Genomic DNA, 21997 nt, shown 5'->3' with positions numbered 1-21997 from the left:
TAAAAACTTGTGTGTGTTTAGCGGGGAAAAAAGTTTTTTTGTGGAATGTTATCACATATAAGAGAGGAAGACAGTGGTTGTTGAAAATAAAGCAAATAACAAGTATATTTATTACGTTATGTCTGGTTCAGTTATGGATATTGCCGATTGCAAATGCCGGAATCATTAGTACGAAACAGGAAATTTCCATCGGCGAAGGCGTAGCAAAGCAAATAGAGCAAACCTATAAATTGTTGGATGATCCTGAATTGCAAGAGCGCGTTGATAGGATTGGTAAACGCATTGTCAGTGTCAGTGATCGTAAAGATTTGCCTTATAGTTTTAAGGTGTTGGATGTCGATGAGGTAAACGCGATGGCGGCACCGGGCGGTTATGTTTATGTTTTTAAAGGGTTAATAGAGTTAATGCCAACGGATGATGAGCTGGCAGGTATTATCGGTCATGAAGTAGGACACGTCGTAAAGCGGCATTCTATGGGCCAGCTTGAAAAATCTTTGGGAATGACTTTACTTATGGGGGCTGCGTTTGGCACTAAAGGTATGGAGCTTCAGGCGGTTGCACTCAATGCAATTACAGCTGGTTATAGCAGAAAAGATGAACGTGAAGCGGATAAACTGGGATATGAGTTGTCTGTCAAAGCGGGCTATAATCAATATGGAATGCTGATGGGATTAACGAAGTTATATGAATTAAATCCGAAGCAAAAAAATGATCTATTTTCTGATCATCCTGAGGCCGCACAAAGAATAAAATTGGCGAAAAAATATTTGAGCGAGCAAGGCGTAAGACCTACCGCTGTTGAAACCGCTACCGAGAATGGTAAGACCGCTAAAGTGGTCGATGGAGACTGGTCTCTTCCGGAATTTAGGGTAGCGATAGGAAATACAGGCCCTTTATATCGTGCTTATTTGGTGGCGGGAAGATTATATAATATCACGAAAAAAACAGAGTATTCTACGAGTAAATATATTTTGGATGGTGATGGGACAAATGTTACAATTTACTATGATGATCAAATTATTATTACCATTACGCCAGAAGACGCCGCTGCTTGTGGTGTAACGTTAGAAGACTTAACAAGGGAATATTTAGATGCATTAAAAAAATGGCAGGTGAAAAACAAGGCGGCATAGGCTAGCCTTGTTTTTTTATATATAAATATAGGCGTACAATCAAAAAACAGAATATTCAAAAATTAAAATTGATCGAGGGAACAGGTAATATTTCATTCTGTATAAGCATATATATTTGATTATGTGAATTTGTTACAACATATAGGTCATAGTATTGCTTGTAATGAAAAAGACTTCTTTCAATGAACGATTACAGCAATTGTGATATGTGCAGTTGATACAAAAACAATAGCAGGGGGTATTTGTATGAGAAGAACAGAATGCTTAGCAATGATATTAGCTGGCGGACAAGGCAGTAGATTGGGCGCTCTTACAAAAAAAATAGCAAAACCGGCTGTTCCTTTTGGAGGAAAATATCGCATTATTGATTTTCCGTTGAGTAATTGCCGTAATTCGGGGATTCATACTGTAGGAATTTTAACGCAGTATCAGCCATTAGCTTTACATAACTATATTGGGAATGGGGGGGCTTGGGACTTAGATCGAAAAGATGGAGGCGTGTTTATTTTACCCCCTTATGCAAGGGAAAAAGGTGCTGAATGGTATAAAGGAACGGCAGACGCAATTTATCAAAATTTAGATTTTATCGGGATGATGGATCCAGAATATGTACTTATTTTGTCTGGTGACCATATTTATACGATGGATTATTCTTGGATGATTGAATACCACAAGATGAAGAAGGCAGAGGCAACGATTGGGGTAATTGAAGTTCCATGGGAAGAGGCTTCTCGTTTTGGCATCATGAATACCGCGGCAAACGGACGAATTACAGAGTTTCAGGAAAAACCAGCGAATCCGATGAGCAATCTTGCCTCTATGGGGATTTATGTATTTAATTTGGCTTTCTTAAAGTCATATTTAGAAGAGGATGCAAAAGATAGTTTGTCTAACCATGATTTCGGCAAAAATATCATTCCTAAAATGCTGCATGCAGATGCAAAAATGTTTGCTTACGCATTTGAAGGGTATTGGAAAGACGTAGGAACGATTCGTAGTTTATGGGAAGCCAATATGGATTTGCTGCGGGATAAACCTGCGCTTGATTTATATGATCCCGATTGGCGGATTTTTGCCGTGAATCCTTCTATGCCGCCGCATTTTGTAGATCAAGATGCAAAAATAAGCGGGTCTCTCATTAGTGAAGGGGCGATGATCTTTGGGGAAGTAGAAAATTCAGTGATTTTTTCTGGGGTAAAAATTGAAAAAGGTGCAAAAGTGGAAAATTCAGTAATTATGCCATTTACGACAGTTGGTGCGAATGCGTATGTAAATCGGGCTGTAGTTGGGCAGAATTGTGAAATTTGCGCAGAAGCCAAATTGGGAATAGAAAATGATACGATTACTGTGGTACCTGAAGGTGAAGTGGTTGCAGCACAGACCGCAACAGGGAAACAAGTCGTTTGAAGGATGATTTAGATTTTATCGGGAGGGTAATATACGTTGAAAACAGTAATGGGAATGATAAATCTTCAAGAGAATGAAAGTTTAATACAAGAAATCACGAGTGATCGTCCAATTGCCGCAATTCCTTTTGCCGGCAGGTATAGACTGATTGATTTTTCCTTATCCAGCATGGTAAATTCAAAAATTCAGAATGTAGGTATTTTGTTGCCAAAAAAATCTCGTTCGATTATGGATCATTTACGTTCGGGCAAGGATTGGGATCTGGCACGCAAGCAGGATGGGTTATGTTATTTACCTCCGGCAGAAAGTAAAAACGATTTGAGAAATGGCGATGTGCAAAGTTTTCATTATCATTTGGACTATATTGAACACAGTGCACAACAGTATATATTAATTACCGGCAGCCATGTTATTTACAATATGAATTATGAAAAGGTTCTGCGTTTTCATCAAAACACAGGTGCAGACATTACGATGGTTTACCATATGAGAGAAAAGAATGACTTATCAAGTGGTGCTGTTTTAGAGACTGCCGATAACGGCCTTTTAACGGATCTTGCCATCATGCCGGCAACGAAACCACAGGCAAAAGTTTTTATGGGGATTTTCTTAATGGAAAAAAATCTGTTTATGGACATGATTCGCAAAACTTATGCTAGGGGCGGAACAGACTTTTTTATTGACGGTATCATGAAACATATGGATCAATATACGATTTATGGTTATCAACATCAGGGCTATGTGGCTAGGGTAACTTCGATTTCTAGTTATTATCAGGCGAGTATGGAACTGCTGGAATCGAAAAATTGGCAGGAGCTATTCTTGGATGGTGGTTTAATTTATACAAAGATCAAAGACGAGGCGCCTGTAAAATATAAACAGAGTGCAGTTGTATCAAAATCAATGGTGGCAAATGGATGTATTGTTGAAGGGACCGTGGAAAACAGTATTTTGTTTAGGGGTGTACGTATCGGTAAAGGGGTACATGTGAAAAACAGTATTATTATGCAAAAATGTGAATTGGAAGACGAGGCCTCTGTAGAAAATGTGATTTGTGATAAAAATGTAGTGATTACAAAAGGGAAGTGGTTGAAAGGAGCGCCGAATTATCCTTTAATCGTTGAAAAAGGTGTTGTGATTTAAAAAAGGTTTTATACTCTAATGGAAAATACTTAGACGATCATAGCTGTTTCATAAGGTGCGCAACGGTAAAGTTTGAAGGAGGTCTGAATTTGTTTACAGATAAAGAAAAATTTAAAAGCAGATTTATTCATAAAGTTCATGCGATGTGGGGGAAAGAATTAGAAGATTTATCGGAAAATGAGATTTATCAGTCTTTCGCCGGAATTATTCGCGAACATATTAGTGAGAACTGGATTAAAACCAATAAAACTTACAGAGATCATCAAGTCAAACAGGTCTATTATTTTTCCATTGAGTTTTTATTAGGAAAGCTACTGGAATGCAATTTGATTAATTCTGACATTAAGGCTTTTTGTACAGAGGCCTTAGCTGATTTGGGCATTGATATAGAGGCTGTTTTAAAGGAAGAACCCGATGCAGGGCTTGGAAATGGGGGCCTTGGCCGATTGGCAGCTTGCTTCATCGATTCGATTGCGGCATTGGGACTGCCGGGACACGGTTGTGGAATCCGTTATAAATACGGATTGTTTGAACAAAAAATTATTCATAACTATCAGGTAGAATTACCGGATAATTGGCTTAAGGATGGTTTTGTATGGGAGTTCAGAAAGGCCGATAAAGCCGTAGAAGTCAAATTTGGCGGGAACGCGTATATGGCTGAAGTAAATGGAAAGTTAAAGTGTATTCATGAAGATTATGTAAGTGTAAACGCGGTTCCGTATGATGTGCCGATTGTTGGCTACAAGAACAATACCGTCAATACGCTTCGTCTATGGAATGCAGAGTTTACACGGGATGTTGACTCTTTGGCACTGAGTTATGATGCATATAAGGAAAGAATGCGGTATAAACATGCGGTACAGAGGATTACAAAAATTTTATATCCTGAGGATAGTACCTATGAGGGCCGGTTACTGCGTTTAACACAGGAGTATTTCTTTGTATCGGCGGGGGTACAGAGTATTGTCCGGCATTATAAAAAATTGGGAGCACGTTTAACTGATTTGCCTAATAAAGTTGCCATTCATATTAATGATACGCATCCGGCGATTGCAGTGCCTGAACTTATGCGCGTACTGATGGATGAAGAGGGATTGGGCTGGGAGCAGGCATGGAGGATTACGACACATACGATTGCTTATACAAACCACACAATTATGCCGGAAGCTTTAGAAAAGTGGCCAATTGATATGTTTAAAGATCATCTGCCGCGTATTTATATGATTATTGAGGAAATAAATCGGCGATTGCGAGCAAAAATTTGGGCGTGCTATCACGATGATCATAAAGTTGGTGAATTGGCGATTCTTTGGGATGGGCAAGTTCATATGGCCAGGCTTGCTGTGGTTGGCAGTTATAGTGTAAATGGGGTTGCTGAGATCCATTCCAACATTTTAAAAAATCATTCCATGGCACCATTTCATCAATATTACCCGGGTAAGTTTAATAATAAAACGAATGGAATTACACATAGACGTTGGTTAATGAAAGCCAATCCAGAGCTTACAAACTTGATCAATCAGTCTATTTCAACACAGTGGCAAAAAGATCCCGAGAATTTAATTGAATTACTAAAATTTGCACAAGACAAGAGTTTTAAAGACGAATTTAGAAAAATTAAGATGCGGCGTAAAGAAATTTTAGCGAAGTATATAAAAGAAAAAAATCATATTCTTGTGAACCCGGCATCTATTTTTGATGTACAAATTAAACGAATTCATTCTTATAAGCGGCAGATTCTAAATATTTTGCATGTAATGTATCTCTATAACCACTTGAAAGCGAATCCAAATTTAAATATCGTACCGCGTACCTTTATTTTCGCTGGGAAAGCGGCGCCTGGTTATCGTATCGCAAAAATTACAATAAAACTCATTAATACAGTAGCTGAATTTATCAATCAGGATAAAACAATGCAAGATCGCTTAAAAGTTGTATTTTTAGAAAATTACAGTGTGTCTCTTGGTGAACTGGTATTTCCTGCCGCGAATGTCAGCGAACAGATTTCAACTGCAAGCAAGGAAGCTTCTGGCACGGGAAATATGAAATTTATGATGAATGGTGCGATTACACTCGGTACTTTAGATGGTGCAAATGTGGAAATACGCAATGCTGTGGGTGATGAAAACTGCGTAATCTTTGGATTAAAGGCGGAAGAGGTACTGGCACATTACAAAGATCGTACATATTCTGCATGGGATGTCTACAATAGTGATATTCGAATAAAGACTGTTTTAGAACAATTAGTCAATGGATTTTTTCCGGAAGATAGAGAAGAATTTAGACCGTTATATGATCATCTATTGTACGATAACGATGAGTTTTTTGTTTTGAAAGATTTCGCTGCGTATGCCGATGCGCAGGTAAAGATTGATGAAAAATACAAAAATGAACAAGCATGGTTAACCTCAAGTGTTAAGAATATTGCGCACTCTGGGATATTTTCAAGTGATCGGACAATTGAAGAGTATGCAAAAGAAATTTGGAAGATAAAACCGATTATTGTTCCTTAAGTGTCTCGCCTAGCACAAACAGATTTTATAACATTCATGGTACAAGGTATGCATATACTTTGATAGGAGGTTTATTGTGGAAGTATCAATGTTGAGCGATTATGATTTATATTTATATCATCAAGGAACGAACTATCGCAGTTATCAAATGTTTGGTGCACATATTGTAGTGGAAGATGGACAAAAAGGCGTACGGTTTTGTGTGTGGGCACCGAATGCAGAAGCAGTAAGTGTGGTGGGTGATTTTAATCGTTGGCAGCAAGATGTACATAAAATGAAAAGAACGGCTGATACCCAAGTTTGGAGTGTCTTTATTCCTGCGCTAAACGAAGGTGAAATCTATAAATATGCGATTACTTCTGCGGGGCAGACGTCTTTCAAAGCAGATCCGTATGGATTTTATGCGGAGCGTAGACCTAAAACTGCATCTATTGTTTACGATTTAGACAAGTTTGTATGGTCAGACCAAGCTTGGTGCGAAGAAAAAACGAAGCATACAGTGTATGAAAGGCCGATGCTTACGTATGAAGTTCATATTGGTTCATGGCGGCGTAATGCGGAAGGGGAATTTTTAACCTATCGTCAAACGGCAGATGCACTTATTGCATATGTAAAAGAGATGCATTATACCCATATTGAATTGATGCCGCTTTGTGAGTATCCTTTTGACGGTTCATGGGGGTATCAGACAACTGGATATTATGCTGTAACGAGTCGTTATGGTCAGCCGGTCGATTTTATGTATTTGGTTAATTTGTGTCATGAGAATGGGATTGGCGTTATTTTAGATTGGGTACCGGGGCATTTTTGCCGAGACGAACAGGGACTAAGACTTTTTGACGGTACACCGCTTTATGAATCCGATGATCCAAAACGGGCGGAAAACTATGCGTGGGGTACGACCAATTTTGATTATGGCCGCATGGAAGTACAAAGTTTTTTGATTTCAAATGCGTTGTTTTGGTTTGAAATGTATCATATTGATGGACTTAGAATCGATGCTGTAGCAAATATGTTGTATTTAAACTATGGGCGTAAAGAGAATGAATGGGAGCCAAATCAACATGGTGGTAATGGCAATTTAGAGGCGATGGATTTTTTGCGTAAATTAAATCAAGCGGTATTTCAATATTATCCGACGGCTTTGATGATTGCAGAGGAATCGACTGCATGGCCAATGATTTCAAAACCTGTGTATATGGGCGGAATGGGCTTCAATTTCAAATGGAATATGGGATGGATGAACGATATGTTTCGGTATATGAGCATGGATCCTATTTTTCGGCAGTATCATCATAATCTCGTAACTTTTTCGTTTATGTATGCATTTTCAGAGAATTTTGTTCTGCCATTATCACATGATGAGGTTGTACATGGTAAATGTTCGCTGCTTAGTAAAATGCCCGGAGACTATTGGCAGAAGTTCGCAAATTTAAGAGCGTTTTATGGATATTGGCTCGCCCATCCGGGCAAGAAGTTGTTCTTCATGGGCGGAGAATTTGGACAGTTCATCGAGTGGAAATATGATGATAGCTTAGATTGGCATCTGCTTGCATATCCAATGCATCGTAATTTGCATCATTATGTAAAGTCAGCAAATCAATTGTATCTTGCACAAGCAGCTTTTTGGCAAATTGATTGTGCGTGGCAGGGGTTTGAATGGATCGATTGCAACGATCATCAAAACAGCGTGATTTCTTTTATTCGTAAAGGCGAAGATCCCAAGGAGTTTGTGCTTGTTTTATGTAATTTTACACCGACTGTTCAGCGTGATTATCGGGTTGGTGTACCTGTTGATGGCACATACATAGAAGTTTTTAATAGTGATTGTGAGAGCTTTGGCGGATCCAATGTGATCAATGAGGGAGATTTTGTTCCAGAACATTTGCCGTGGCATGGTAAACCGCAGTCAATTCGAATTACGATGCCACCACTCGCGACGATTTATTTAAAATTAAAAAATAAAATACAAGTAAAGAAAGGGAAGGTGAAGTAAACGATGCTAAAAGTTCTCTTTGTAGCTGCAGAAGCTGTTCCGTTTATTAAAACAGGTGGATTGGCAGATGTCGCCGGTTCGCTGCCTAAGGCCCTGAAAAAGCAGGGCGTTGATGTAAGAGTCGTTATTCCTAAATACAGCGGTATTCCGGATTCTGATAAAAGTCAGATGCAGCATCTTTTCAGCCAGACTGTCAATGTTGCATGGCGTCAGCAATATTGCGGAATTTCCTATTTAGAGCATAATGGCATCAAAACTTATTTTGTTGACAATGAACAATATTTCAAACGAGATCGTTTGTATGGTTATGAAGACGATGCAGAACGTTTTTCATTTTTTTGCCGTGCAGTAATAGAAATGCTGCCTAAAATTGATTTTATACCCGATGTGATCCATTGCAATGACTGGCACTGTGGATTGATTAGTATCCTTTTAAAAGCAGAATATGCACAACAGGAATTGTATGCAAAAATTCGTACGCTTTATACTATACATAATTTAAAATACCAAGGCATTTTTGGGAAAGAAATCATGGATGACGTACTTGGACTTGATTGGAAATATTATCATGACGGCGGTTTGGAATTTGATGGTTGTGTGAATTTTATGAAGAGTGGAATTGTATATTCAGACTATATCTCAACGGTAAGTGAGACCTATGCCAAGGAGATACAATATGCATATTTTGGTGAAAGGCTGGAGCACTTGCTGCAGGCGCGCAGTCATACATTGCAGGGAATCGTCAATGGAATTGATGACAAGCTTTATAACCCCAAAACAGATGCCAAGATTTATGTTAAGTATGATGCAGAATCGGTAGAGAAAAAAGCAGAGAATAAGGTCAGACTGCAGCAAGAGCTGGGGCTGCCGATACGGCGGGACAGTCCGATGCTGGCGATTGTTTCGCGGCTTGTGGCAGAAAAGGGATTGGATTTGGTTGCACATATCATTGATGAATTAATGCAAAATGAGGATATACAACTTGTTGTTTTAGGAACTGGAGATAAACAATATGAGGAGCTGTTTAAAACGCTTGCTTGGCGCTATCCTACGAAGGTATCGGCAAATATTATATTCAGCAATGATTTGGCGCATCGAGTTTATGCAGCGTCGGATATCTTTTTAATGCCATCTCAATATGAACCGTGTGGAATTGGTCAGCTAATTGCATTACATTATGGAGCAATTCCAATTGTGCGTGAAACAGGTGGCTTGAAAGATACGGTACGCTCGTATAATAAATATGAGAATGTTGGAAACGGATTTACGTTTGCAAATTATAATGCGCATGATTTGTTGTTTACAGTGAAACGTGCATTAGGTTATTACGCAGATTCTTCTATATGGGAAAAGATTATACATAATGCCATGTCGAGTGATTATAGCTGGAAGCAGTCGGCTAAGCAATATAAAAAACTTTATAGCGACTTAAAAACGAAGTAGGGGTGCAAGGCTTTTTCTAATTTGATATAAAAGGGTGATAAAATGCCTGCAAGTAAAATCTTACATCATTCTCATTGCGAAAATTTTCGCAGTCCGTTTGGGGCGGTTCCTGCGGGCAGTCAGGTGGCGTTAAGCATTGATATCGATCAGCAGTATCCGGTTTCTTCTGTCTCGCTCAGGTTGTGGCAGGACACGAAAGGAGAAACTTTGCTGAAAATGGAGCAAAAAGACGCAGACCAAGATCGCATAAAATACACTGCAGTGATCACAATGCCGGAACATGGCTGTCTCATATGGTATTACTTTTTGATTACTACGGAGCGTGAGCAGATCGTATTTTATGGGAATAATCCTGACCAACTTGGGGGTGAAGGTGCGCTTTACACGTCGCCCCCACCGTCTTTTCAAATTACTGTTTATCAACGCGGTGCAAAAACACCTGCATGGCTTAAGAATGCTGTCATGTATCAGATCTTTCCAGATCGTTTTCATCGGGAGGATGCAACTGTTCTCAGCAGCAAAAAAGATGCGGTGATTCACTCCAGTTGGGACAATACACCTTCCTATTTTAAAGATCCCGATACCAAAGAAATCATCGCCTATGATTTTTTCGGGGGGACATTAACGGGAATTATAAAAAAATTACCGTATTTAAAAGAACTCGGAATCAGCGTAATTTATTTGAATCCGATTTTTGAGGCGCAGAGCAATCATCGTTATGATACCGGCGATTATCATAAAGTCGATCCGATGCTTGGCACAAATGAAGATGTTGCATTGCTGTGTGCAAAGGCAAAGGAATTGGACATTCGCATAATTCTCGATGGTGTGTTCAGTCATACAGGCAGTGACAGTAAATATTTTAATCGTGAAGGGCATTATGACAGCATAGGGGCATATCAATCCAAAGATTCTCCGTATTACGAATGGTATGATTTTATCAACCATCCAGAGGTCTATAAAAGTTGGTGGGGGTTTGATACACTGCCAAATGTGAAAGAAACAACGAAGTCATATCTTGATTTTATGATTTATCAGGAAGACAGTGTGCTGAAATATTGGCTTAAAAAAGGCATTAGCGGCTGGCGGCTTGATGTCATTGATGAATTGCCGCCGGAATTTTCTAAACCGTTTTATAAAACGCTGAAGGGTATGGACCCGGATGCCGTCATCATTGGTGAAGTGTGGGAAGACGCATCAAATAAAATCAGTTACGATGTAAATCGGCAGTATCTATGCGGACGAGAAATGGATGCGGCGATGAATTATCCCCTGCGGCAGATTATATTGCAGTATATATTTGGCGATAGAAGCGGTGAAGCTACAAATCGTGCCGTCATGAGCTTGTATGAAAATTATCCGAAGGAAAATTTTTATGCGATGATGAATCTAGTTGGCAGTCATGATGTGGAAAGAATTCTTACCTTGCTTGGCGAAGCGCCCAACGGTGGAGAAATGCCAGCGATTGCACAGTCGCAATATCGATTGAATGAAGTGCAATACCAGCTGGCATTGGAAAGACTAAAGCTTGTCTCGCTATGGCAGATGACTTTCCCGGGAATGCCATCCATATATTATGGTGACGAAGCCGGCATGCAGGGATATAAAGATCCATATAATCGCGGTGCTTACATTTGGGGGAAAGAAGATCGGGCCCTGCAAGACTGGTATAAAAAAATCATTGCGCTAAGAAATTCTTACCAAGCGTTAAGAACAGGTACATGGATTCCGATCATTGCCCAGGACGATATCTATGGATATGTGCGGCAGATTGTCGGAGGAAAAGATGTGTTTGGGCAAGATGCAGAAGATGAGACTTTTCTTATCGTTTTCAATCGCAGTAAAATTGAAACACATAAGGTTATGATACCTGTTCGAGGGATTTGTCACGGAATGCTCACGAGCATGCTGGAAGATGGAAAGCCTATGCAAGTCCGGCAGGGGAAAATAGAACTTGAGCTGGCTCCTTTGCAAGCCATTTTATATAAACAGGTAAAAGAAGTAAAACTTGATCGGGGTGCGGGGGTGCTCTTGCATTTGACATCATTGCCATCTAAATATGGAATTGGCGATTTAGGCAGGAGTGCTTATGAATTTGTCAATTTTCTGCAGCAAGGACAACAAAAGTATTGGCAGATTCTTCCCCTAAACCCGGTTGGATATGGCTTCTCTCCTTATCAGTCACTTTCCGCCTTCGCCGGCAATCCGATGCTGATCTGTCTAGGAAAAATCGTAACGGATTTTTTGCTTGCTCCTAAAGATGTAAAAGTGCCGTACAACGTAGCTTCTGATAAAGTTGATTTTGAGCAAACCTGGGCGTTTAAGGAAAAATGCTTACGGCTGGCATATAAAAATTTTAGTCAGCACTCACCTGGACATGGGTATAAAGATTTTTGTGAAAAGCAATCCTATTGGCTGGAATCGTATGCTTTGTTCATGGCACTAAAAAAACATTTTGGTGAGATGAGCTGGGATGCGTGGCCGGCAGAAATTGCGAAACATCAGGAAGCGGCTGTTGTAAAATATCAAAAACTTCTTGCAGAAGAAATTGCCTATCAAAAATTTTTGCAGTATTTATTTTTCAAGCAATGGAAGGAACTGAAACAGTATGCCAATATAAGAGGCGTAAAAATCATCGGCGATATGCCAATTTTTATCGCCCATGACAGTGCAGATGTCTGGTCGAATCAAAACTTGTTTTGTTTAGATGCGCAAGGCAGGGCGGCGAAAGTTGCCGGTGTACCGCCAGACTATTTTAGTGAGACAGGACAGCTTTGGGGAAATCCACATTATGCATGGAATCACATGAAAGAAGATGCGTATGCGTGGTGGCGGAATCGATTTTCAACGTTGTTAAAACTGGTAGATGTAATTCGCGTGGATCATTTTCGTGGTTTTGCAGCGTATTGGGAAGTTGATGGTAAGGCTGAAACTGCAATAGAAGGAAAATGGGTGGAAGGTCCGGGTGAAGCATTTTTTAAAACGCTGGAGACCTATTTTGATAAATTGCCATTAATTGCCGAAGATTTAGGGGTTATTACAGATGAAGTTAGGGATTTAAAAGAACAATTCGCGTATTCTGGGATGAAGGTGTTGCACTTTGAACTTTTGTCCGATGAAAATAGAAAAACCACATTTAGCTGTGAAGAAAATTGTGTTGTTTATACCGGGACACATGATAACAATACAACGGTCGGATGGTATCAGGAAGATTTGTCTGATGCAGAATTAGAAGCCGTTGGCGAAGTATTGCAAGTCAATAATATCGATGTCATGGAAGCCTGCTGGGAATTGATCCGCTATGCTTACGCCAGCAACGCCTCCGCAGTGATTATCCCAATGCAGGATTTACTCACTTTAGGCAGTGAAGCACGGATGAATCTACCGGGAACAGTCGGTCATGATAATTGGAAATGGGCGGCATTGCCTAACGTACTCAGCCAAGACCTTGCCAATAAATTGTCTGATTTTTGTAAACTGTATAAAAGATAAAAAATTTGTAGTCAAAAATACGAATATAAAAATTATCTTACAATACACAGTGCTTTAGTCCTGTGTATTGTAAGATAAAGAAATTTATAAAAACCTATAATTAATACAATTCATAAATAACTTAACTTTATTTGTAAAGTTAGGTAGATGGAGAATGTATTTATATTATAGGTTTTTAACGTTATTTTTTTGTATAAGGAAAGAAAAGTATATCCTCTTTTACGGTATGCTCTAAAATAATATCATCAAAAATGAATAAAATGAACGCTGAGGCACCGCTCTCATTCTTTAAGCATTTCTCATGCAATTCTGCCGCTTTTAATAATAAATCTTCATGCATTGTCTGATGCTCATGCACATGCGGATAGCCAAACTGCCGCAGCACCTGCATCTCCGCATCAAAGTGTTCTTTAATTTTCTCCAGAATCGCATCTATTTTCACCAAGGTATGCGCCTGTTCCGAAGGAAAAAGCTCTGTCAATTCAACCAGTTCTTTTGTTTTTTCGAACAATTCCCGGTGTTGATGATCAATCTCCGGATGACCGCTCTCCCATTCCGATCTCCAAATCACTTGCCGCACGGCGTCGACTGATCCCACTACACGGTTTCGCCCATATTTTTTTGCACGATATAAATTTTCATCTGCCCGTTTATAAAAAAGTTGAAAACATTCCTCCCGCCGTCTTTCAGCGATTCCTATACTGACTGTGACCTGACCAGCTTCCGGATACGCAACTTGTGCCAGCACGATTCTCAGATTTTCAGCTGCGTCTGCAGCTGCAGCAAGCGCAACTCCCGGCATCAAGATGATAAACTCCTCTCCGCCGAACCGGAAAAAATAATCTTCTTTACAGATGTGGGCTTCCACAGTCCGCACCATACGCTTTAAAACCTGATCGCCAACTGCATGGCCCCATGAATCGTTGACTTTTTTAAAATTATCAAGATCCAGTGCTGCCATAGAAATTGGTTCACTACAGAGGTCTGCTCGTGCCAAAATAGCCTTTATTTCCCGTTTAAACATATGCCGGTTATAGATGCCGGTCAAACTATCGGTATTTGCTAAAACTTCATTTTTCAGATTGAGCTCCTGCTCTTTCTTCATTTTCGACTGCAGAACCAAAACACCGCGTGCCAGCCAGCCAATTTCATCCTTCCGCTGCTTATCCAGATGCAAATCAGCATCTGCATGTCCTTGGGCAATGCTTTGTATTACAGCTATAATCCGCTGCAACGGACGAAATAGGGAACTCATAAAATATCCATAAATAAAAACAATACCCACGACCATCAGGAAAACAGCCTCATACGCCCATCTCAACTCTGCCGCGGCTTTCGCCTTGATTTCATTGATATAGTCACAATTCTCAAGATCGGCTGCTGATACCAGATCAAAAATCGCATCCATTGCAGGTGCAGATATTTCTACAAGCTGCTTCACCTTTTCTTCTGCTACCGGTTTTTGTACCACCTGATGCGCAAACTCATTCTGATAAGGCCTATAGATACCATAGTATTCGTGAAATACCTTTTCTTTTTTTTGCCGCAGTATCGAATTATGTGAAACCTCTAACTGTCTGTCAATATGCGACCACAGGTAATCGACCTTGCCCCGGGATTCAATAAACGATTGATATTGTTCATTTGGAATCGTTTTTCCCTGACTTGCCGCAGCGATCAGAAGGCTGCCGTTCTCTCCGGCAAATACTCTGAAATAAATGCAATCCAACTGGAAATGATAATTAAAATAAAATAAATCCGGTGCATGATTTCTATGCCCAATTATTTCTAGAGCATTGATGAGTTCAGAAATAAAAACAGTTGATTGCACAAACCACTCTTTGGGAAAATCAGGATCTCGTAAGGCAGGCGGCAACACAGCCTGCTGATCTGCTCTGTCGCGTAATGACAGAAAATTCGTATACGCCAGCTGCAGTTGTTCCGTCAGAACAGGATCTACTTCACGCAATCGTGCCAAACCCACCTCCATATTCTGCCCTGCCTGCATACGCCGTTCTTTTATAATTGCAAGATGAGTCTTCATATCCATCCAATCATTAGATAAAATAATATAGGTTCGACCTCTCTCAAAACTCAGTGCTTCCACAGCAGCAAAAAACGGTTTACTGCACGAATTAATTGTCGATATATATTGTGCTCGTTCATTGTTTCTTGAAGCCTCCCAAACAATCGGCACTGAGAAAAGCAGCAGCAGCACACTCATGATCATAATGCAAACCAACAATCTTGTTTGTAAAGAACTAAACCAACTTTGGATCACTTCATCATCTTCCTTTGCGCTTATCCATAATTTTATTACGGGATCATTCGTTTGCTATCGAATCCATCCGATTTTGCACAAAAAATCAACATTTTCTCAATGTCTGCATTGAGAAGCTATCTGAATTCATATAAATGTGCATGTAATAAATTTTAACATATTTCACAGGGAAATGAAGTATCAATCATTTACAATAATTATCGTTGAAAGATTATTGATAATGTGACCAACCAACATAGTGCGCTTTGGAGGTCGAAGGGACGCGTCTTCACCTTTGCTTTATAAAGAATGAAAGGATATATAGCATCTTCGTAAGCGTTTTGTCAGGGGACGGGGTACGCTTCTTGTCATATAGCAGTATTCTTATAATAGAGGGTATATGCTTTTTGCCAAATACGATTGCAGTGGAGTGTCTTGAAAGTTTTCGGTTGTGCAAAAGCCCACGGATAAAACTTATAGTTTGACGCGTTTAAGCAACAAGGCAAAGAGTACACCAATAATCGTAATAGCGAGGACGAATAAAAAAGCGGTTTGTGATCCGGCAATCAGGCTTTTTGCGATAATGACCGGGTCAGAAACGTTGGCTGCAGTAGCTAAATAGTTCTTCTGTCCCACGGATAGAAAGCACATCGCAAGTGCGGTACCGATGGCACCGGCGATTTGCTGCAGGGTAGTCATAATGGCGGTTCCATCCGGGTACAGTGGACGTGGCAGCTGATTGAGTGCATTCGTCTGTACGGAGGTCATAATCATTGCTGTACCAAGCATCAGCCCTGAATGCAGCAGAATAACCAAAAAAATTGTTGAAGACTGCGTCAGCGTGGAGAAAAGCCACATGACGAGCGTTGTAATGAAAAAACCGATCAGAACAAGAAGTTTGGGACCTGTTCGATCAAACAGCCGCCCGGATACCTGAGACATAATTCCATTGATCAGACCGCCCGGTAGCATGATAAGACCGGCAAGAGACATGGATATGCCAAGACCGCCTTGTAGGTAGATCGGTAAAATAATGACCGAAGCCAGGATGATCATCATAACAATCATCACCAGAAAGACACCAAGAGAAAACATGGGGTACATAAAAGCGCGCAGATTGAGAATTGGTTGATCTAACGATAACTGCCGGACGGTAAACATGACAAGCGATATAGTTCCTAAGCCAAGGGAAATGTATACTTCAGGTGTATTTAAGCCCCTGACATCTCCGGCATTGCTAAAGCCGAAGACGATGCTGCCAAAGCCGAGCGTGGATAATCCTATGGAGAGTAAATCGATGGGCGGTCTTGTAATGGTCGATAGATTCTGCATATATTTGATGCCAAAAAGCAGGGAAACAAGTAAAAGGGGCAGTGAGCACCAAAAGATCCAATGCCAACTGAGATGTTCAGTCAACAGGCCGGCCAAGGTAGGTCCGATTGCTGGCGCAGATAAAATAACCAGGCCAACGATGCCCATGGCGGTACCTCTTTTTTGGGGTGGAAAAATAATCAAAACGGTATTAAAGATAAGTGGGAGCAACAGTCCGCTTCCGATCGCCTGCAAAATACGTGAAATTAATAAAATAGAAAAGCTGGGGGCAAGTGCCGCCATAAAAAAGCCGAGGATTGAAAAGCAAAGGGATGTGATGAACAGTTGTCTTGTTGTAAACCATTTAATTAGGAAGCCTGAAACGGGAACTAAAATGCCAAGTGTTAATAAGTAAATGGTTGTCAGCCATTGTATGGTTGCCGGGGTAATGTCAAAAAGATGCATTAAATCATTGATTGCAATATTTAATGCCGTTTCACTGAACATGCCAATGAAGCCACTAATGAGAAGTGCAGTCATGATCGGCAGAACTTTAAATTCATGCGTTTCTTTGCATTCGGATGCATGCATTTCTGGTTTCATGTGTTTAACTCCTTTTCTATTATATATGTAAAAATAATTAGCCGACTAATTATGTGCGTGGAAAATTGCCGCTGCACTTATTTGCTGGCAGCGGCAATACCATTTCTGATTTTTTGTAATAATGTATCCAATTGCATACGATCATGCTCAGTTAAACCACGCATCAATTTAGCCGTATGCATAAAATGTAAAGGCAGGATCTTATCCAGCATTTTTATACCTTTTTGGCTTAGTTTTACGTACGTCATGCGTTTATCCTGCAGGTCGTTTTTTCGTTCCACGATGCCATCGCGTTCCAGTCTGGTCAGCAGGCCTGTTACGGTAGCACGGCTGACGCCGGCTTTTTGTGCGAGGACGGATGGGTTTAAGCCATTTTCTTTATCCTCTGAATACATGATGATTAATATGGTAAATTTGCCTTTGGACAGGCCGAATTTTTCCAGCATATCATACGTAAAGTGGTGCATTTCATAGGCAGTTCGCAAAAATTTAAGGTTGGATTCTACAGCGGATACATCTAATTCGGGAAAGTCTGTCGATAATTCCTGCAGCTTTTTGCGTGCCGGCAGGTCGATTAAATCAAAATCCATACAGTCCACCTTTCATCAAGTTTTATCTATCCATCGTCATATAATTAGCAGGCTAATTATATGACGATGGAGCTTGTTTTGTCAATAGGTAGAAAATTCGGTTGTTTGTCAATTCTGCTGCCATTTCTCGCAATCCTGCTATGATACCCCCATATCCTGTTATCCTCGTGTAAAAGATGCAGTGAAAATGTACCGATTTGTGACGCAGTTGTGTAGGTCCACTTGCTGACGGCAGGCGTGACAAAAAGTATTGGCGTCTGTATGCTGCTTAACAGTCCTATTTATAGGAGAACTTGATAAAAATTTTTTTAAAGCATTTCGCATCTCCTTCTCTTTTATGCCTAGGGTGTGTATGAAAACTAGTGGAATGGTCAATGGCGAGTGATTTTTGTGTCAGTCCTTACCGCTTAAATTGGAATTTAATTTTTAATAAAAATTAATGCTTTTTACAGTTTAAAATGGACAACAGAGACAGGTTTAGTGTCCTGTAGATGGAAAATGGCAGACTTAAGCCTCTGTCGCTTAGTTGCAGAGCCGGAGACTTTTTGTTACAATGAAGTTGAATTTAACGTTTGTTAATTGTATTCTTTAATAAAAACTAAATAAATTGAAATATCTTCAGGGCAGGGTTCAATTCCCGACCGGTGGTAAGCAGCGTTCTGCAAGCCCACGAGCCGCAAGGCAGACTTGGTGTGATTCCAAGGCCGACAGTATAGTCTGGATGTAAGAAGAGAAAGCAATACATATATGAGTCATTTGTATATGTATTGCATTTTTAGTCAATAGATTCCCGAAGAGATTTCGGGAGTTTTTTTATTTTTAAGGTAAGAATATTCATAGGAGGAATGAAAAATGGTTTCTGCCAAGACACAATATATTACGAAGCTTGGAATTTTATCGGCAATTGCTGTGATTTTAATGTTTTTTGAAGTTCCTTTGCCAATGATGCCTGTTTTTTTGAAATTAGATGCGAGTGAACTGCCAGCGATTATTGGGGCTTTTGCGTTCGGACCGATGGCGGGGGTGATCATTGAACTGATAAAAAATGTGCTGCATGCCGCGAATACGCAAACTATGGGAATTGGGGAGGTCGCAAATTTTCTGGTTGGTGTAGCATTTGTTTTGCCGGCTGGTTATTTATATCAGCGTTATCATAGCCAAAGGGGTGCCGTGATTGCACTTGTTGCAGGGACTTTTTCGATGATGTTTTTAGCATCTTTGATGAATTATTTTATTTTGCTGCCCATATATCAAGCCGTACTAAATTTTCCTTTAGACCAAATTATCTATATGGGAACAATTGCAAATCCGCAGATCGTTGATTTGAAAACTTTTATTGCATTAGGAATTGCGCCGTTTAACATGATAAAAGGTATTGTAATGTCTCTTTTGACTTTGATGATTTATAGAAAACTATTTCATGTCTTGTGTGAACGATGAGTTGGACTTTAGTCCTGAATGGAGCGGTTGATGATAGCAGATGATGAATGAATTTCTAGTATTGCAGGATTCGGTTCTTGAATTTTGCCTTTTAAACCATCAATGTTCATGAAAATAATAGTCGTAAAGCAGCGGAATAGAGAATTTTTATTCCGCTGCTTTGCATAAATATAAGTATTGTGTTTGTGCTTAAAAATGAGTGGAAAGTTGCTTGATATGTAGTTTTCAAGCAACTTGAAGGCTTATATTATAGAGATTTTATTAGAAAATGAAAGACTTTGTTTTTTACAATGGTCAGTTAAACAAGTTAATATATTACTTTATAATTATACTGATTTATGGGTCGTGTGTATAATGTATACAATATTTTGACAATAAATGACGAAATATGATATGATTATTTCCAGTTATGTTTTGTGAATTTGGGGAGTACTACTTTTTTAAGGAAAAATAAAGGAGGCAGCAAGGTGCTCAAAATGAAATTGAATCAAATTGGTACCAAGATTATTTTAGTTGCAGTATCGATACTTGTGGTATCATTATCAATTGTAGCGTGTCTGAATTATAACAATGCAAAAAATGCGTTGATTGATTTGGCAGAAACGGATTTAGTTTCACGTACTGAGGTTTATGCAAAAGAGATCGGTATGTGGTTGGATTGGCGTAAAGATGAGGTAACAATTTTAGCAAATCAGCCGCAAGTTCGTAATGGCGACCAAGCAGTAGCTTTGCAGACTCTACAAGAAGAAGTAAAACGCAATCCGATATTTTCTAGGTTCTGGCTAGTGGATGCCAAAGGACAATCTATACATACAAATGGTAGTCAGACGAATATTGCAGATAGAACTTATTTTAAAGAAGTTATGTCTACAGGAAAGACTGTCATTACGAATCCGATTATTTCTAAAGCAGATGGCAAGATGGTTTTATCTGTAGTTGCACCAATTAAAAAGGACAATCAAATTATTGGTGCATTGGGCGGGACTGTTTCAATCGATAGCTTGATTAAGCGGATTAGTGAAATTAAAGTTGCCGACACAGGTTATGCATCGGTCGTACAGGGGAATGGGATGACGATCATTCATCCAAATACGGACCTTATTATGAAACAGAATCCATTAAAAGATGAGAATACGGATAAAGCATTAAAAGAAATTGTTGAGAAGATGACAAAAGGTGAGACTGGGATAGGAGAATATCAAGCTGCTGGGAAAGAGCAGTATGTAATATATGCACCGATTCCAGGCGCAACATGGAGCATGAGTTTAACAGTTCCTTCGGAAGAAGTTTTATCTAGATTAGCAGTACTGCGTAATGCCTCTATTGCGACTAGTTTCATTATTTTAGTGTTAGTTATCTTGCTAGTTTTGTACCTAGTACGACGAATTGTAAAACCGATTGAAGCGTTAAATTCAGCAATGAATCATATTTCTACCGGTGATTTGAGTATTAAAACAGTAAATATTTATTCTAATGATGAACTCGGACGAATGGGCGAATCGTATACGACGATGAATGCTTACTTACGGGAAATGATTTCGAAATTGAAGAATGTTTCGACGAATGTTGCAGCTTCTGCGGAGCAATTAACAGATAATGCACAGCAGTCCGCGCAAATGGTGCAGCAGGTTGCAGAAGCAATTAGTGATGTAGCCAGCGGTACAGAAAATCAAGTGAACGCAGTGCAGAGCACCGTAAAAGCTACAGAAGATATGGCGAATCATACACATCACTTAGCGGCAAACTCAGAAACAATTGCAGTGACATCTTCAAAAGCTTCAACAGCGGCGAAAACCGGTGGTGAAAGCATACATGCTGTTATTGAACAAATGAACAGCATTGAAAGTACAGTAGGAAGTTCGGCTGAATTGATTACGAAATTAGGACAACGTTCGCAAGAAATAGGAAAAATCGTGGATACGATTGCCGGTATTGCGAGTCAAACGAATTTACTTGCTTTAAATGCGGCAATTGAAGCTGCTCGAGCAGGTGAGCAAGGTCGTGGTTTTGCTGTAGTTGCTGAAGAAGTTCGGAAATTGGCCGAACAATCGGAAGATGCAGCGAAACAAATCGCTGGCTTAATTGGTCAAGTGCAAGCAGATACTGATCAGGCAGTTATTGCAATGAACCAAGGAACGAAGGAAGCAAATATTGGAACGACGGTTGTAAATGATGCCGGAAAAGCTTTCCAAGAAATTTATGGTTTGGTTGATCAGGTAACAACGCAAATTAATGATGCAATTGGTGCGATTCAAGCAATTGACCAAGGTAGTAAAAAAATTGCTGAATCCGTAAAACATGTAGACAAGGTAAATAATGATATTGCCGGACAGACACAATCTGTTTCAGCTACAACGGAAGAACAGGCAGCATCAACAGAAGAAATTGCTGCATCTAGTAATGCGCTGGCGAAACTTGCAGAAGACATTAAGAGTATTGTTGATAAGTTTCGGTTGTAAGATGTATAAGAAGACAGGGCTGTCATGAAAGTAAAGTGCCTCCGTTGGTTAGAAATTTATCTAACCAACGGGGGCACTTATTATATAAATAAATTTACATTAGAGTCTTCGGCGGCATTAAGATAAGAACCAACGCCGCCGATAATTAAAATCTTTTTCGACATAATAAATCAAGACGTATTCATAAAGCAAATAATAATTACTGAA

General features: G+C 39.7%; 12 protein-coding genes and 1 riboswitch. Of the genes, 9 read left to right on the top strand and 3 right to left on the bottom strand.

Going from position 1 to position 21997, the window contains the following annotated elements; genetic code table 11:
* Window positions 1-77 precede the first annotated feature (77 nt).
* From BN6559_RS09205 to malQ, 7 genes are all read left to right on the top strand, one after another.
* Window positions 78-1133, top strand: a complete 1056-nt coding sequence (locus BN6559_RS09205) for a M48 family metallopeptidase (RefSeq protein ID WP_199883886.1) — start codon at window positions 78-80, stop codon at window positions 1131-1133.
* Between the two features lie 246 nt (window positions 1134-1379).
* Complete coding sequence (locus BN6559_RS09200) at window positions 1380-2540, top strand: glucose-1-phosphate adenylyltransferase (RefSeq protein WP_110954440.1); 1161 nt, start codon at window positions 1380-1382, stop codon at window positions 2538-2540.
* A 36-nt stretch (window positions 2541-2576) separates the two neighbouring features.
* Window positions 2577-3683, top strand: coding sequence for a glucose-1-phosphate adenylyltransferase subunit GlgD (gene glgD / locus BN6559_RS09195; RefSeq protein ID WP_110954439.1), 1107 nt, complete (start codon window positions 2577-2579; stop codon window positions 3681-3683).
* 89 nt (window positions 3684-3772) lie between these two features.
* Entirely contained in the window at window positions 3773-6196 is a 2424-nt protein-coding gene (locus BN6559_RS09190) for a glycogen/starch/alpha-glucan phosphorylase (protein WP_110954438.1), read from the top strand.
* A 76-nt stretch (window positions 6197-6272) separates the two neighbouring features.
* Complete coding sequence (gene glgB / locus BN6559_RS09185; RefSeq protein WP_110954437.1) at window positions 6273-8192, top strand: 1,4-alpha-glucan branching protein GlgB; 1920 nt, start codon at window positions 6273-6275, stop codon at window positions 8190-8192.
* Between the two features lie 3 nt (window positions 8193-8195).
* Window positions 8196-9635, top strand: coding sequence for a glycogen synthase GlgA (gene glgA / locus BN6559_RS09180; protein WP_110954436.1), 1440 nt, complete (start codon window positions 8196-8198; stop codon window positions 9633-9635).
* A gap of 42 nt (window positions 9636-9677) precedes the next feature.
* Window positions 9678-13127: a 4-alpha-glucanotransferase gene (gene malQ / locus BN6559_RS09175; protein ID WP_110954435.1), complete on the top strand. Its 3450-nt coding sequence runs from the start codon at window positions 9678-9680 to the stop codon at window positions 13125-13127.
* Between the two features lie 181 nt (window positions 13128-13308).
* On the opposite strand, the gene BN6559_RS09170 is transcribed toward malQ, so the two are convergent.
* The 3 genes from BN6559_RS09170 to BN6559_RS09160 form a co-directional block, all read right to left on the bottom strand.
* Window positions 13309-15408: a diguanylate cyclase gene (locus BN6559_RS09170; RefSeq protein ID WP_110954434.1), complete on the bottom strand. Its 2100-nt coding sequence runs from the start codon at window positions 15406-15408 to the stop codon at window positions 13309-13311.
* A 453-nt stretch (window positions 15409-15861) separates the two neighbouring features.
* Entirely contained in the window at window positions 15862-17289 is a 1428-nt protein-coding gene (locus BN6559_RS09165; RefSeq protein WP_407656772.1) for a DHA2 family efflux MFS transporter permease subunit, read from the bottom strand.
* Between the two features lie 89 nt (window positions 17290-17378).
* Entirely contained in the window at window positions 17379-17891 is a 513-nt protein-coding gene (locus BN6559_RS09160; RefSeq protein WP_110954432.1) for a MarR family winged helix-turn-helix transcriptional regulator, read from the bottom strand.
* Window positions 17892-18501: 610 nt separating this feature from the next.
* A riboswitch (FMN riboswitch) is annotated at window positions 18502-18628 on the top strand.
* Between the two features lie 115 nt (window positions 18629-18743).
* Here BN6559_RS09160 and BN6559_RS09155 point away from each other — a divergent pair.
* Together BN6559_RS09155 and BN6559_RS09150 are read left to right on the top strand one after the other, a co-directional pair.
* A complete protein-coding gene (locus BN6559_RS09155) occupies window positions 18744-19331 on the top strand; it encodes an ECF transporter S component (RefSeq protein ID WP_110954431.1) in 588 nt (195 codons plus the stop codon).
* A gap of 476 nt (window positions 19332-19807) precedes the next feature.
* Window positions 19808-21790, top strand: coding sequence for a methyl-accepting chemotaxis protein (locus BN6559_RS09150; protein ID WP_110956351.1), 1983 nt, complete (start codon window positions 19808-19810; stop codon window positions 21788-21790).
* The last annotated feature ends 207 nt before the right edge of the window (window positions 21791-21997 follow it).

This window comes from Massilibacillus massiliensis, assembly GCF_900086705.1.
Lineage (GTDB): Bacteria > Bacillota > Negativicutes > FLKF01 > FLKF01 > Massilibacillus > Massilibacillus massiliensis.
This window is presented reverse-complemented; position numbering and strand designations above follow the sequence as displayed.

Coding starts and splice junctions, on each gene's coding strand:
- BN6559_RS09200 (WP_110954440.1), top strand. CDS start 1,380: ATGAGAAGAACAGAATGCTTAGCAATGATATTAGCTGGCGGACAAGGC.
- glgA (WP_110954436.1), top strand. CDS start 8,196: ATGCTAAAAGTTCTCTTTGTAGCTGCAGAAGCTGTTCCGTTTATTAAA.
- malQ (WP_110954435.1), top strand. CDS start 9,678: ATGCCTGCAAGTAAAATCTTACATCATTCTCATTGCGAAAATTTTCGC.
- BN6559_RS09165 (WP_407656772.1), bottom strand. CDS start 17,289: ATGCATGCATCCGAATGCAAAGAAACGCATGAATTTAAAGTTCTGCCG.
- BN6559_RS09160 (WP_110954432.1), bottom strand. CDS start 17,891: ATGGATTTTGATTTAATCGACCTGCCGGCACGCAAAAAGCTGCAGGAA.
- BN6559_RS09155 (WP_110954431.1), top strand. CDS start 18,744: ATGGTTTCTGCCAAGACACAATATATTACGAAGCTTGGAATTTTATCG.
- BN6559_RS09150 (WP_110956351.1), top strand. CDS start 19,808: ATGAAATTGAATCAAATTGGTACCAAGATTATTTTAGTTGCAGTATCG.